Here is a 15,233-nt window from a genome sequence, read left to right as displayed (position 1 = left end):
CACTCACCTGTCTCCCCGTGTCAAGATTCATAACAGTAATCTTATTTTACACTAAAAAAACAGATTTGAGAACCATTATTTCAGAATTAAATCGATTCCTACAACGCCAATCGGGGTACCCATGTCATCTATTATCGCTTTGGATAACGTAATGCATGGTTTTTTGGTAATAGCTGACACATATTCTTGCGAAACGAAGAGTTCTCCTCCCATCGCCCGCTTCCACCATTCTCTCCCCTTGCCATTGACCAAGCCCGCTTCAGGCATCGAAAAAATGAACGTGCCATCGGCGCGATTCGACCAAATCGCTTCTACGCCTTCTGTTTTCTTCAAAATAGCAGCTAAATGTGCAGCATGCTGGCTATCCAACAATGAAGTGATGTCAGGTTGTAGCACAAGAGCGCTCAACATTTGTTTGATCTCTTGAATATTAACATCGAGGACCCCTTCTTTGCTTTTCAGTCCGACGGTTTGGATCGCCTGAATCAATTCAGCAGAGGAGCGGTCTAAATTCTGATTGATACGCTGCAGCATGGATACTTCTTGGCGCTGCTTTTTCATTTGCTCCAAGGTAATCTCCACACTCAACATCGTCTCATTCATCAAATCAACCACTTGCCCAAGGGAGGATCTTGTCCCAGTAACTAAGGACGATTGCTGCTGCGTCGAGCTCGTCGTACTAGCGACAAGATTGTTCACATGAACAATTAATGAGAAGATCGTATCAATCTTTTCTTTCATAATTTTCATTTCGGCTATGCCGTGAGAGACCGATGCTTTCTCTTCGGCAACAGCCGCTACGACTTGCGAAACGCCACTCTCGATGGAAGCAAGGATTTCGGAGGATTTCGTAACCGCTTCATGGCTTTGAGTTGCAAGCTTCTTAATTTCCTGCGCTACAACAGAAAAGCCTCTGCCATGTTCCCCAGCGCGTGCTGCTTCAATGGAAGCATTCAGAGCAAGCAGCGAGGTTTGCGAAACCACTTCGGCAATAAATGTATTGATTTCTTCAATTTTGGAGGTATGTCCGGTCAGATCCAGAATTTTTCTCTGCATCGTATCATTATTCCTATGTAGATCATTCATCACTTCATCCGTTGCATTCAGGGAACGACAGACATCCACAACAGTATCCTTGGTTTGTTCGCTCTCATTATGCATATGCACGGAAGAACTCAAAATTTCATCGGCCGCAGCGGCTACTTGCTGAATCGCGGCAAAAGCTTCTTGTAGCTGCCCAACTGCTTGATCACTGCGGATTTTCAAGTCCTCTTCCCCTTGAATCGAAGAATCCGCTATCTGCAGCAAATGTCCAATGGACCGATTTACTTCCTCCACAGCAGCAGCCAACCTATCTGCAACGACTTGAGACTCTTGAATAAAAGTCCGAAACTGCTCTTGTTGGTCCTGTCCTTGGTTTCTCGATTTCGATGATTTGATACTCAGCCATGTTAAAATACCTATAAACAAAAAAACAGCCAAAGCGGCAGCCGTAAACCAACGTGATGCAGATGATGCAGATAATAAAGCGCCTACACTGACTACAATACCAATGAAGATTAAACCAAAGAACCAAGCTCTTTGTTTCGACTCTGCCTGCATAAGCAACTGGCACTCCTCCCCGAAGAACCTTAATGTTAGTTTTTGTTACATTATATCGAAAATAGGAGGAGATGAAAAGAAATAAAAACAGAGATCGAGCCCGATCTCTGTTTTTACTATGTTTGCTTACACCTTATTTGTTTTGGTTTTGCGTATTTGTTTGTTGCTGCTTGTTTGGCACCGATGTTTCACTGGCAAATTCTACGTCTTGAGCTGCTTTTTTGCTGTTTTTGTTCTTAGCCATGTTCAATCACCTCCTGTATGTATAGAGTTTCCCAAACAGGATATTTTATGATGGAAATGTTTAGCGAAATTGAACTTTATAGCGCTTTGGCCGGTGCAAGAATCTCATCCTTCAATTGATTCCAGATGAGCTCTGTCACCTTGCCATGCCCCTCTTTGACAACGAAGACCTTCACCGTCTTCTTGCCCCACTCTTTGTATACTTGGTCTTTGGTGTCGAAATAAAGATCAATCTTCTTTCCTTTAATCGCACTTCCAGTGTCCGCGACAACCCCATAGCCATACCCAGGTATAAACAAGACGGTACCTAGCGGAAATACACTCGTGTCTGCGGCAATGGTGGACAAAGCTTTATCATCCCTTTTCACCTTAATACCCGAATAAGTAATCCCATATTCCGGATGATCCGGATTCTTTCCCGTCGACTCTTTGCCGGCGAAATAGCCTGTTGCGGTCACCTCAACCGCCCTGAGCTTGGACAAATCGGAGTCCAGTTTCGGCACATAGCGGTAATTGATTTGTTGTTGTTGGCGTTCTTGCACGACCGGCATTGAAACAGGTTCCGTATTTCCTGAAAGCTCCATCCGCTGCGGTGTTTGTATATGCGTGACGGTTTCCCCCGTCGTGTAGCTACCTTGATGGCTTGATGCTTGTCCAAACAGCGCAATGAGAACATTTACGATCATCCATACCCCCAACCATCGAGGTTGAGTAATTAGTTCCCTAAACATTGTTTTAATACCTCCCCTACTATTGCAGGTTCTCCAGTTCATTCCAGCTTTAAACCTCCATATGCAGACTCACTGTTTAAGATGTCCTCCCTACGCTCCCTTATACATACCCAAATGTCGAAATTTGAAAACAAAAAAAGCAGAGAAGAAAGTCTTCTCTGCTTGAGATATTACTTATTATAGTTTTTTACTAATTTCCTCATTAATCATCCCAATGACTTGCTCAATCGGATGCGTACCGAGATCTCCTTGACCGCGTTTGCGGATCGACAAGCTTTCATTCGTCACTTCATTTTCTCCGACGACAAGCATGTAAGGAATTTTCTCCAGCTGTGCTTCCCTGATTTTGTATCCCAGCTTCTCATTGCGATTGTCTGCTTCTACACGGATACCGGCAGCTAGCAAACGCTCTGTAACTTGATTCGAATATTCTTCGAATGCCGGGGAGACCGGAATCACCTTCGCTTGAATCGGCATCAACCAAGTTGGCAATGCACCTGCATAATTTTCAAGCAAGAACGCTGTCATACGTTCCATTGTACTGATAATCCCTCTGTGAATAACAACAGGACGATGCTTCTGACCATCTTCACCTGTGTACTCCAGTTGGAAACGTTCTGGCAGCAAGAAATCAATTTGCGCAGTCGAAAGCGTTTCTTCTTTCTTCAGAGCTGTTTTGATTTGAACATCCAGCTTAGGTCCGTAGAACGCCGCTTCCCCTTCAGCCTCGAAGAATGGAAGACCAAGCTCTTCAACAACCTCACGCAGCATGCGTTGGGAAGTCTCCCACATTTGATCATCTTGGAAGTATTTCTCTGTGTCCTTCGGATCGCGGTAGGACAGACGGAAACGGTAGTCGGTAATCCCGAAATCAGCGTAAACTTGACGAATCAAGTTCACAACACGCGAGAATTCTTCTTTGATTTGGTCCAAACGGCAGAAAATATGAGCATCATTCAACGTCATCGCCCGAACACGGTGAAGACCGGTTAACGCGCCTGACATCTCATAACGGTGCATCGTGCCAAGCTCAGCAATCCGGATCGGAAGATCGCGGTAGCTGCGCATATCACTTTTATAAACCATCATATGATGCGGACAATTCATCGGACGAAGAACAAGTTCTTCATTGTCCATGATCATTTTGGGGAACATATCCTCGCTGTAATGCTCCCAGTGCCCGGAAGTTTTGTATAATTCAACGTTGGCTAATACAGGTGTGTATACGTGCTGATAGCCAAGACGCTCCTCTAAATCGACAATGTAACGTTCCATGGTACGACGCAATTTAGCGCCGTTTGGCAGCCAAAGCGGCAAACCTTGTCCTACTTCACGGGAAAAAGCAAACATTTTGAGCTCTCGGCCCAATTTGCGGTGGTCACGTTTCTTGGCTTCTTCCAAGAGGTGGAGATGCTCGTCCAATTGCGCTTTTTTAGGAAATGCGGTACCGTAAATACGCTGCAGCATTTTGTTTTTCGCATCTCCGCGCCAGTAAGCTCCGGCAACGCTCAGCAATTTGAAAGCTTTGATGCGGCCTGTCGAAGGCAAATGCGGTCCGCGGCACAGATCAAAAAATTCCCCTTGATCATAGATCGTCAGAACAGCATCCTCGGGCAGATCGCGGATCAATTCCAGCTTAAACGGATCTTCCATTTCAGTGAAAATACGAAGGGCTTCTTCACGGGAAACAACACGGCGAGTGATCGCCAGATTTTCGCCGGAAATGCGCTCCATTTCCTTCTCAATTTTCACCAAATCCTCCGGATTCAGTGGAGTTTCCAGATCAATATCATAGTAGAAGCCGTCTTCGATGACAGGTCCGATCCCTAATTTGACCGCTTTTTCGCCATAAATGCGTTTAATCGCCTGCGCCATTAGATGTGCTGTGCTGTGACGATACATCTCTAAGCCAGCTTCGCTATCCAGCGTCAAAATTTCTACGTCTGCATCTTGTTCCAGCGCGAAGGAGAGATCAACCGATTTCCCGTTCACTTTTCCACCTACGGCATTCTTCTTCAGTCCGGATGAAATGGACTCTGCCACTTGTTCAATTGTCGTTCCCACTGCATATTCTCTTACAGCACCATCTGGTAATTTCACTTGTACAACCATCTTCGTTCCTCCTAGATATTCATTTGAACGCAAAAAAGCACACTGCATCCCATAAGGGACGAGTGCGCTCAGCTCGTGGTTCCACCCTAGTTCGACTCGCTGCTTACCCGCTCAGGCAAGACGAATCCTCATCAGCATTCGGTAACGGGAATGATTCCGGTATTATATACTATCAAGCCTACAGATTAGGTTGAATTCCACAATACGGCTACAAAGGGGTAAACGATCCGGTTCACTGAAGGAGATTCCAGCCTAGTCTCCTCTCTCTGAGCAGTTCTTGCAGAAAGTTCATGTCTTTGATCTTAACGCCTTCGTTCATTATTATAATTGGCTCTTTGCCCAAGGTCAAGGGGATAGTTGATCCTGATGCTTCGCTTCGCCCAGATAGATGTCGCAAGTCCGACAATAGGAGCATACGGTTGTCCGATCCTCGAAGATTTGCCGAATTGTTTTGATAATCGTCATTTCCGGATCCCGTGTGTGAATGTAGATATTGGCGGGAGACACCGTAATTAACGTACTGACGATCATATCTTCGAAGTTGATATCCTTCTCCAGCACCTCAAGCTTAAACGAAGCATCAAATTCGTTCGCATCTATGAGCTCAAGCCGATCATTCAAAATAATAAACTCATGACCGCCCTTATGAATCAAATGAGCCACAGGAATCTTGGCTTCCTGAATGTAGACAAAATATTGCAAAAGGGAAATAAATTCTTGATATTGCCGATCCATCATGAACTCATCTATGGCATATTCCGCTATTTCTCTAAGCTCATCCGTATAGTCCTGCAATCGGAACTTGAGAAAACCATCCAAACTTAATCGCGAGGTTTCCTCCAAAGCAAGCAAAAGCTGATCCGACAAAACTTGCTTGCGCCGCAGCCGTCCGCTAATACCGCTATTTAGCAAAGAAGCTTCCTCTATCACAGTCTCCGTGTGCAAAGATTGCTTACAATAGCTTTCAATAGCCTCAACATCTTCTTTGCCTTCGTATTTAAATTCTTTCATTATTAGATTCCGCAGGATTGTGGACTCTTTGTCCACCATAATATGCTCAGCCAAAGCATCTGCCAGACAGGGACTCACTTCCTTGCGAATTGCAGCAACATCCTTTTCATCTATTAAGGCTTCAATATGCAGGGAAGCGTGCGTCTCGAATACTTCATAGTGAACAGACAACCCACATTCAACGATATGTAAAAGCTTGAGCTCACTTTCAATTTGAGCGCTTAGCGAACGTACATATGGTTCTTCCGCTTTCATCACAATGATTGCAAACAGTTCCATGACCTCACTCCTTTCCATCACTACATCCTCCTCTTAAGAGTATATGGTCGATAAGAAGCAGATATACAACGAACAATTTGCCATTTCTTTTCAGTAATTTTTGTCAAATCTTTAGGTAAAGTTATTCCAATCACGCAGATATTCATGTTATGATACGGTTAATAGTGCTTAAGTAGCATATTTTGGAGTGGGTACCTATGCAAATGGACGCATCTAATCAACATAAACAGGACTGGAACCGGAAGTTACTTAATGCCTACTGGTTGCTTGTATGGATACAGTTGCCTTTCCAACTTCTTTATGCCATTTCGGAACAACAAGATTTAACCTTCATCATTAATCGGCTGATCATTCCTCTACTCATCATGATCCTCATCATGTTCCTACTTGAATTCATTAACATGTACAGTAAAATGCTATTGGACTACTACATCATCAGCGGAGGCGCTGTTTTAGCTTTTACCCTGATTTACTGCAATCATGATTTGAAACTTGCTCCACTCTATCTATTTCTCCCCATCCTTGTTTCTATTTTTTACTTTCAACTATCCAAAATCATTTATACTTTAGCGCTTTCCCTCGTTTCCATTTCAATTCTTTATTGGATCAAATTAAGCGTATTCTCGGATTATCATGCCATCGATTTGCTTACCGTCATTCCCGTCCTGATCGTTGTTTCCATCATAGCTTCAGGGATTATGAAGCGCGGCGCCGAAATTCTCGATAATCTCAAAGCCACCACAGAGCTTAAACAAGAACTAATGATCAAAAATATCATTATGGACAAGCTGTCCAAGACGGATGCCTTAACTGATCTTTACAATCACATCACCTTCCACGAGTATTTAGACGAGCTTATCCAGCAAAATGAAGCCGGTCAGTTCTGTATCCATATTGCCGTACTCGACATCGATAATTTCAAAAAAGTCAACGATACGTATGGTCATCGAGCCGGAGACGCCGTCTTGAAGAGTGTCAGCAGTACGTTAAAAAACCGCGTTGGTCTCAATGATTTCGTTGCCCGATATGGCGGAGAAGAGTTCGCTATCATCTTCACGGAGAAAGACACGGATGAAGTATTCGAGCTGCTGGAACGTATCCGCTGGCAAATTTCCCAGATGAAATATGAGGAACTACATGGCCAATCTGTCACCATTTCCATCGGGCTCAGCGAGTATCGGCCAGGGATATCCAAGGAATCTCTTTTCGCCGGCGCCGATCAGTCCTTGTACACCGCTAAGAAAACAGGCAAAAATAAAACCGTTATTCATAACGCGCCTCTGAAGGAAGCCAAATGAAGATAAATGGGATTTTCGCTCAAATCGTGTGAAAACAGAGAAAGCCTGCGATTATGCAGGCTTTCTAAGCTTTTCTACCCTGAAATCGTGAAAAGCTCTCAAAAGGATGCATAATCGCAGGCTTTTCACGATTTCACTCATTCCCAAGTCGAAAAAGATGCATATTTGCAGGAAATATGCCGAAATGTACGACGTAAGCCAATCTGACAGCTTGTGCAAAACTGGAGCTAATCCTATCTTTCAAAACAACCTTCAATTACGATCTTTTCCTTACCATAGTAATCTATGGCATGTTCGCCTAGTTCAATCTCTTTCCATCCCTCAAATAGTTCTCTACACGAATCAATACTATAAAAGTATCTGTCAATCACATGCACTTTTTGCGCATCTTCATCGTTAACAGAATTTAATCGTATTAGGAATAGTCCTTTATCGCTTAGCATTCTTCTAACTTCACCCAAAATCTGTTTGAACAAGTTAACATCAAAATAGTGTAGTGACAAACTAGCTACAATAAACTCAAACCCACCATCCTCAAAAGGAAACTTGTTTTGCGTATCATGATGCAATATTTGAACGGTAGGAATGTTAGATTCGACAATTGACAAGGCAACCTCTGAAAAGTCAGTTGCAGTCACTTTGAATCCGTTGCCCACCAAAAATCTAGTATCATTTCCACTACCACATCCAATTTCAAGGACTTGGTTGAACCCTCTATCATGTAGGATAGGAAGGTAGCTTTTCAACCATGAATTCGGTTCAAAATATTGAATCCCTTTTTCCTTAAATTGACTAAATTGCTCATTCCACATGTCTAAAGCATTACGCTTCGAAATAGTCATATTGCCCTCCTAACAGTCAATGCTGCGTACTTAAATCGCATATTTAAGACCTATCCTTACCAAGCAATTCAATCACTTTATCAAGCTTCTTACCCATTTCAACATCGTTTTTCTTCTTCCAATTAAAATATCTTATGCCACTTATCAACGCAACTACTAGCAATACTATCAAAAGTAACGAAATCAGCTGCATTAAACCAGTTATTACTGAAAACGAATAGGCCATCTAGTATTTTCTCCTCTCAACGTATCAATAAATTCATCAGTTAACATAAAGCATGGGAGCTTTTGATTAAGATAGCAGCCATATCCATGAATCCAAAACAAGTATCGGCAATAAAACCATTTTACCTTTTTATCCCTATTGTACCATTTGGCTTAACGCTTAGTTAATAATTTATCGCTCATTAAGTTTAGTGTCGCTGGTCTAAAGCGCATAGGGTATCCTCCATGAGTTCACGACAAAAAACAACGCATATCCATACTAATCCCACCAGTGGATTTAATATTAGATAAGCGTTGTAGTTATTACACCTATAAAATTTTCACCCTATAGTTCACGAATTGCCCTTTTTCATCCCTTAGTTCTGCATTACGAAATCTTTATCAATCTTCACATTCACGTCATCAAACACACGCAAAGTCTGGTACTTCGTATTCCGCTGCGCAGGAATTTTGCCTGCTTGACGGATGATATCGAGCGTCGAACTCACGTTGACTTTGTGCGTTGTGCCCGCCGCGGAAACGACGTTCTCCTCAATCATCGTGCTGCCGAAATCATTACAGCCATAGCTGAGCGTCTGCTTCCCAACCTCAGGTCCCATCGTGACCCATGAGGATTGGAAGTTCGGTACATTGTCGAGCATAATCCGGCTAATTGCCAATGTTTTCAAATATTCTTCCGGCGTCACTTTCTCCGCCTTCATGTTCGTATTGTCCGGTTGGAACGTCCATGGGATGAATGCCAGGAACCCTGGTGTATTCAGCTTCTGATGAATAACATCGTCCTGTGCATCACGAATGCGCAGCATATGAAGCGCGCGCTCTTCCATGGATTCCCCGAATCCGATCACCATGGTGCCGGTTGTATGCATGCCGATTTTGTGAGCGGTTTGCATGACGTCCATCCAATCGCGCCATGATCCTTTGAGCTTGCTGATTTTGCGGCGAGTCCGGTCATCCAGAATTTCCGCACCGCCGCCAGGCAAGGAGTCAAGCCCAGCTTCATGCAGCTGACGAATAACTTCCTCTAACGATAAACCGTCAGAAACATCTTTCATTTTCATGATTTCAGCAGGAGAGAAGGAATGCATCGTGATGTCAAAACGCTTCTTGATCTCGCGCAGAATGTTCGTGTAGTAGCTGAATGGCAAGTTCGGATTGGTGCCGCCCTGCATAAGGATCTCGGTGCCGTCTACATCAAGTGTTTCTTGAATCTTTTGGAAAATCGTTTCATCCGGCAGCACATAACCTTCCGCTGAGCCCGGCGCACGATAGAAAGCGCAGAAACGACAGTATACGTCACAGATGTTTGTATAGTTAATGTTCCGGCCAATAACGAAGGTCGTGATCGGGTCTGGGTGCCATTTCTTCATAATCTGATTGGCTGTATCGCCAATTTTTTCTATTTGATCGGATTCGAACAGCGTAATGCATTCTTCTACATCAATTCGTCCGCCTGACTGCGCTTTATATAAAATGCGATCGATCGGTTTCATAGCAACTCACTCCTTTAATTTCTAAAAGCTTGTATCCATTCATCGTATCATATTCATGCCAAAAAAGCAGCAAATGCTGCTTTCCTAGAGGATGTACACGTTTTAAATATGACTAATTTTCGAAAAACAGACGCACTAACCCCGCAGTGCTTGTTCCAAATCTTCTATAATATCTTCGATATCTTCCAAGCCAACGGAATACCGTACAAGACCGTCTGTAATGCCTCGCAATAAGCGAACTTCCTTCGGCATCGCAGCATGGGACATCATCGCCGGATATGAGAGGATGCTTTCAACAGCCCCCAAGCTTACGGCAACGAGCGGGATACGCACTTTGCTGAGCAGCTGCTTGGCACGCGCGCCAGAGCCAACATCGAAAGAAACGACAGCACCATACCCGAGAGACTGCTTCTCGTGTACCACTCTACGAGGATGATTAGGAAGCCCTGGGTAGTAAACAAATTCGATATCCGGCTGCTCGGAGAGCCACTGAGCTAGTCTGCGGGCCCCTTTTTCAGATGCTTCCATACGCGCCTGCAAGGTTTTCATCCCGCGGATCAGCAGCCACGAATCTTGAATTCCCAGCACATTTCCCATGCCATTCTGGATTTGCTTCATCCGACGGCCCAGACTGTCGTTAGCCACTACAGCTAATCCAGCAAGTACGTCACTGTGCCCGCCAAGGAATTTCGTAGCGCTGTGAAGGACGATATCAATACCGAGCTCAATAGGACGCTGGTGGTACGGTGTCATGAACGTATTATCGAGCATTGTCAGCAAATCGTGTTCTTTGGCAAAAGCGGCGATTTCGCTAATATCCGTAATTCTCAGTGTTGGATTCGACGGTGTCTCGATGAAAACTGCTTTAGTGTTGGAACGAAGAGCCGCACGGACTTGAGCGATATCGGTCATGTCTACGAACGTAGATTCAATCCCCATACGACTCATAATCGTTGTCAGCAGCCGATAAGTGCCCCCATATACGTCTTCCGTACAAATAACGTGATCTCCTTGAGAGAGCAGCATTAGCGCAGATGAAATCGCCGCCATGCCTGAAGCGAATGCGAAACCGCGGGTACCACCTTCCAAGAGTGCTATGTAGTCTTCCAACGCTTGACGTGTCGGGTTACCCGAACGCGTGTAATCGTACTCTGGAGAAGTTTCCAAATCTGCTTGATGGAAGGTAGAGGCTTGGTACAAGGGCACGCTGGATGCCCCTGTCGCCTTATCAATCTCCCCGCCAAAGTGAATCAGTTTCGTTGCGAATTTGCCTTGAGGCTTGCGTTTGTCATCAGATGGATGGTTCATGAAAGGGATTCTCCTTGGATTTCGGCTTGGGCTTGACTTAAAGCGTTGGAAAGGTCGGCGATTAAGTCGTCAATATGCTCGATACCTACCGAGAACCGCAGAAGACGATCGTCTACACCGATTTGCTGACGAATCTCAAGCGGAATATCCGCATGGGTTTGCACTGCAGGATAAGTCATTAGAGATTCAACGCCGCCTAAGCTTTCCGCGAAAGCAATCAATTGAATATGTCGCAGAATCGGTTCAATCAATCTGGCATCCGTTACTTTAAAAGAGAAAATTCCTGTATTCCCGCTTGATTGTTTATTTTGAATCGCATAACCAGGGTGTGATTCCAACGCTGGGTAGAAGACTTCATCAATGAGCGGATGCTCTAGCAAGAAATTCGCAATCGCAGTTGCATTCAGCTCATGACGCTCCATGCGCAGCGCGAGTGTCTTCATGCCTCTCATCAAAAGCCAACTGTCTTGCGGCCCAAGGACGGCTCCGATGGAGTTGTGCAGGAACGCCATTTGCTCGGAAAGCTCTTTGCCCTTCGTCACGATGAGGCCGGCGAGTACGTCATTGTGGCCACCCAAATATTTGGTCGCACTATGGATGACGATATCTGCGCCTAATTCGATCGGTCGTTGCAGATATGGCGTCAATAACGTATTGTCAACAATCGACACGATGCCCTTCTTACGGGCCCAAGTACAGACAAGTTCAAGATCTGTAATCATCATGAGCGGGTTCGTCGGCGTCTCAATGACCAACCCCTTCGTATTCGGTTGATAGGCCGCTTCCAAGCCATCCAAATCATTCGTGTCCACATACGTCGCAGTCACACCGAAACGCGACATGATTTTCTCCAGCAAACGGTACGTACCGCCATATAAATCCAAGGACACAATCAGGTGATCCCCTTGGCTAAAATAAGCAAAAATAGTTTGCAGGGCGGCCATCCCTGAGGAACAAGCAAAGCCTGCATCTCCCGATTCCAGCTGAGCGATGGCATCTTCAAGCACTTTGCGTGTAGGGCTTTTGGTACGAGCATAATCAAAGCCTGTGCTTTGACCAAGCTTCGGGTGACGAAAAGCAGTAGCTTGGTAAATCGGGAAGCTAACAGCCCCCGTAACAGGCTCTTCAATGGAGCCAATTTGGGCGAGACGACTTTCAATTTTCAACAACGGGAGTTCCTCCTCAGGGATATGGTTTCAATTTTACAATTGTGAGCTAGCCCAGCTTTCATTAATGTTCACATTTAATTCAAAAGGTGTTTCTTGATACACGTAGTAATTCAACCAGTTGGAGAATAACAGGTTCGCATGGGCTCTCCATGAATTATAAGGTTTCCTGCTAGGATCATTATTCGGGTAATAATTGCGCGGAATCTCAATATCAAGCCCCTTGCTTACGTCCCGATCGTACTCCCATTTCAAGGAATCCGCATCATATTCTGAATGGCCTGTGACGAAAATATGTTTCCCGTCACGCGTAGCCGCGATGTAGACACCGGATTCTTCGGATTCTGCCAAAATCTCCAAGTCCGGACATCGAACAATATCTTCACGTTGAATGTCCGTGTGACGCGATTGAGGGACATTGAAAACCTCATCAAAACCGCGCAGCAGCTTCGTATTCGGTACGCCAACGGTATGTGGGAACACACCGAACATCTTTTGATCCAGAGCGACCTTGCGCACACCGAAGTGATGATATAAGCCAGCCTGTGCTGCCCAGCAAATATGCAAGGTGGAAGTAACATTTTGCTTGCTCCAGTTCAGAATTTGCGTCAACTCTTCCCAGTACGTCACATCTTCGAATTCCATTTGTTCAACTGGGGCACCTGTAATAATCATGCCGTCCAGCTTCTCATCTTTAATATCGTCAAAAGTTTTATAGAACATTTCCAAGTGCTCAGCAGACGTGTTCTTTGAAGTATGAGTTTTCGGATGCAAAAGGACGAATTCCACCTGCAGCGGGGTGTTTCCAATCAAACGCAGCAATTGCGTCTCCGTCGTTTCCTTCGTTGGCATTAAGTTGAGCAAAGCAATGCGAAGTGGACGTATATCCTGATGATACGCGACGGATTCATCCATGGTGAAGATGTTCTCTTGGTTTAAAATTTCTTTGGCTGGCAGGTTGTCTGGAATCTTGATCGGCATCCTGTTCACTCCTTTTCATAAGGGTTATATGGGCTGTAAATGCAAAAATGACCTTCTCTGGGATCAGAGAAAGGCCATGGAAAGTCAAAGTCAATGTCCTTCTCTTATCTCCCAGATTCGCGATGATTCGCGTTTCCGCAAGAATTAGCACCGTGCATTCCTTTGTTTCCAAAGGTTTGTCGGTTGCCGGGTGTCATAGGGCTAGTCCCTCCACCTACTCTTGATAAGAAAATGTAACGTATGCGATTAAAAATATCATAGCTATAAATGCAGGGAAAGTCAAGGCGTTTTGTGGCTGTAAAAAGGGATAAAAAAGAGAGAATTTGCCAGGGGTTGTCTGCCTGTGTTATGCTTGATACGAATCGTATCAAGCGATGATGTTTAAACGGAGGCTGATTACGGGTACATATATATCAAACTGTATGTCCATTCAACGCACGCAAAATTGATGCTTAGAAAAGAGGTCCATTATGACAACCCAAACATCGGATCATTTCTCCGCCTTCGCTTCCTTAAATCGATATTTTGCCTTGTCCCAGACGTCCAAACCTACCTTGCAGCAAGCTGAAGAGGCCGCTGCCCAGCTATATCTCATCTATGGCGCTGCCAGTGAAGAGGAGCTGCTCCAGAAGGCAGATTCTGAAATCATTGAAATCTACACCGAAACGAAAAACAAGATTTTCAATGCCGCCATGTAATTTCATGGCGGTTATTTTTTTGACACGAATCAAGCCTATTTCCCATATTGTATCTAAGCAGCAAATCCCGCGAAAAATCAAACTTTTTGGCTTGAAAGAGGATATTCGAAGGGTTATACTAGACAAGTATTATTTGACACGGACGATAAAGGGGGGCATACGTTTGGACGGAGAACCGAGGAGTAGCATCGGCAAATTAAGAGAACAATTTCATAGTGTAGGAATGCAGTCGGTTCTTCCTTCATCCGTAGCCTCGCGCAATTGATGAACCTAACCGACTGATTCCATTCAAAGGGGTGGATCAGATGAAAACACGTTGGGTTCAAGATGGCATATTTACGTTAGTCGATGACGTGTCTATCGCACTTACACCTCCAACAAGAGGCTTTTATTGGATTGACGCAGGGATTGAGGATTTAGAGCTTCTACAGCCTATGTTCCATCTTCATGATCTAGCCGTCGAGGATTGTTTAAGTGAAGAAGAGCAGCGTCCTAAGATTGAGATTTATGATTCGCATTATTTCATTGTCATTAACAGCATTCGATTCGATGATGAAGAAATTTTTCTTCGCGCACTCAATATATTTCTAAGCAAACATGTCATAATTACGGTTACCCGGCAAAAAATTAATGAAATTCGCGCTTTGAAGCCTTTTCTTTGGGAAGAGGAAGTCAACAGCGCTGATCGATTCCTCTATCATCTCGTCGATCTTGTCGTCGATAATTACGTCGCGGTTGGCGATCGAATTGAAGCGAAGATCGAAAAGCTTGAAGAAGACATCCTCATGGCCACGAAGAAATCCCATCTGAATGAAATTATTGGACTTCGTTCCGAAATACTCTGGCTCAAAAAAGTACTTGTACCTCAGCGAGACGTCATTGGGACACTAGGCAAAAAAGAACTTCGGCTGATTGACCATCAGCTCCAGAAGTATTTTGGCGATATTTATGAAAATGCCGTAAAAATTGTCGATACGTTCGATACGCTGCGCGATCTAATGGGCAACTTGCGAGAAGCCTATCAATCCAGCGTCGCCAACCGAGCGAATGATATTATGCGCGTCTTCACTGCGCTGACAACCATTTTCATGCCACTAACCTTCATCACCGGTGTGTTCGGGATGAATTTCGATAATATTCTTGGACTTCATGTCGAACATGGCGATGAATTCGTGCTAGCTTTCATGGGAGCGCTCGGTATTGCCATGTACGTGTTGTTCCGTAAGAAAGAATGGCTATGAGTA

General features: G+C 44.5%; 13 protein-coding genes and 1 riboswitch. Of the genes, 3 read left to right on the top strand and 10 right to left on the bottom strand.

Annotation, left to right across the window (positions count from 1 at the left end; translation table 11 throughout):
- Positions 1-75 precede the first annotated feature (75 nt).
- The 4 genes from HQN90_RS33150 to HQN90_RS33135 form a co-directional block, all read right to left on the bottom strand.
- A complete protein-coding gene (locus HQN90_RS33150) occupies positions 76-1,602 on the bottom strand; it encodes a methyl-accepting chemotaxis protein (protein WP_173227056.1) in 1,527 nt (508 codons plus the stop codon).
- Between the two features lie 320 nt (positions 1,603-1,922).
- Entirely contained in the window at positions 1,923-2,576 is a 654-nt protein-coding gene (locus tag HQN90_RS39425; protein ID WP_275942642.1) for a 3D domain-containing protein, read from the bottom strand.
- Positions 2,577-2,753: 177 nt separating this feature from the next.
- The gene (thrS, locus tag HQN90_RS33140; RefSeq protein ID WP_173227054.1) at positions 2,754-4,688 is read right to left on the bottom strand and encodes a threonine--tRNA ligase; all 1,935 of its coding nucleotides are present in this window, start codon (positions 4,686-4,688) and stop codon (positions 2,754-2,756) included.
- Between the two features lie 345 nt (positions 4,689-5,033).
- Positions 5,034-5,996 (bottom strand): putative sporulation protein YtxC, encoded by a 963-nt coding sequence (locus HQN90_RS33135; protein WP_173227052.1) that lies wholly within the window; start codon positions 5,994-5,996, stop codon positions 5,034-5,036.
- 179 nt (positions 5,997-6,175) lie between these two features.
- Between HQN90_RS33135 and HQN90_RS33130 the strand changes: the two genes are divergently transcribed.
- Entirely contained in the window at positions 6,176-7,276 is a 1,101-nt protein-coding gene (locus HQN90_RS33130) for a GGDEF domain-containing protein (RefSeq protein ID WP_173227050.1), read from the top strand.
- A 233-nt stretch (positions 7,277-7,509) separates the two neighbouring features.
- On the opposite strand, the gene HQN90_RS33125 is transcribed toward HQN90_RS33130, so the two are convergent.
- The 6 genes from HQN90_RS33125 to metA all read right to left on the bottom strand — a co-directional run bounded on the left by HQN90_RS33125 (position 7,510) and on the right by metA (position 13,291).
- Positions 7,510-8,118 carry a class I SAM-dependent methyltransferase gene (locus HQN90_RS33125; protein WP_173227048.1) on the bottom strand — a complete coding sequence of 203 codons (609 nt, stop codon included), beginning with the start codon at positions 8,116-8,118 and terminating at the stop codon, positions 7,510-7,512.
- A gap of 43 nt (positions 8,119-8,161) precedes the next feature.
- Positions 8,162-8,344, bottom strand: coding sequence for a DUF4083 family protein (locus tag HQN90_RS33120; RefSeq protein ID WP_173227046.1), 183 nt, complete (start codon positions 8,342-8,344; stop codon positions 8,162-8,164).
- 355 nt (positions 8,345-8,699) lie between these two features.
- Positions 8,700-9,836 (bottom strand): cyclic dehypoxanthinyl futalosine synthase, encoded by a 1,137-nt coding sequence (gene mqnC / locus HQN90_RS33115; protein WP_079409336.1) that lies wholly within the window; start codon positions 9,834-9,836, stop codon positions 8,700-8,702.
- Between the two features lie 135 nt (positions 9,837-9,971).
- On the bottom strand, positions 9,972-11,144 hold the full coding sequence (locus tag HQN90_RS33110) for an aminotransferase class V-fold PLP-dependent enzyme (protein ID WP_173227044.1): 1,173 nt from the start codon (positions 11,142-11,144) through the stop codon (positions 9,972-9,974).
- Positions 11,141-12,310, bottom strand: a complete 1,170-nt coding sequence (locus HQN90_RS33105) for an aminotransferase class I/II-fold pyridoxal phosphate-dependent enzyme (RefSeq protein WP_275942643.1) — start codon at positions 12,308-12,310, stop codon at positions 11,141-11,143. The genes HQN90_RS33110 and HQN90_RS33105 overlap by 4 nt, the downstream gene beginning before the upstream one ends.
- Before the next feature lie 36 nt (positions 12,311-12,346).
- Positions 12,347-13,291, bottom strand: coding sequence for a homoserine O-acetyltransferase MetA (gene metA, locus HQN90_RS33100; protein ID WP_173227040.1), 945 nt, complete (start codon positions 13,289-13,291; stop codon positions 12,347-12,349).
- A gap of 101 nt (positions 13,292-13,392) precedes the next feature.
- Positions 13,393-13,521, bottom strand: a riboswitch (SAM riboswitch).
- Positions 13,522-13,761: 240 nt separating this feature from the next.
- On the opposite strand from metA, the gene HQN90_RS33095 reads away from it, so the two are divergent.
- Positions 13,762-13,989 carry a hypothetical protein gene (locus tag HQN90_RS33095; protein ID WP_079409339.1) on the top strand — a complete coding sequence of 76 codons (228 nt, stop codon included), beginning with the start codon at positions 13,762-13,764 and terminating at the stop codon, positions 13,987-13,989.
- Between the two features lie 305 nt (positions 13,990-14,294).
- Positions 14,295-15,230, top strand: a complete 936-nt coding sequence (gene corA / locus HQN90_RS33090) for a magnesium/cobalt transporter CorA (protein WP_173227039.1) — start codon at positions 14,295-14,297, stop codon at positions 15,228-15,230.
- The last annotated feature ends 3 nt before the right edge of the window (positions 15,231-15,233 follow it).

The sequence above is a fragment of the Paenibacillus alba genome, assembly GCF_013204855.1.
Classification (GTDB): Bacteria; Bacillota; Bacilli; order Paenibacillales; family NBRC-103111; genus Paenibacillus_E; species Paenibacillus_E alba.
This window is presented reverse-complemented; position numbering and strand designations above follow the sequence as displayed.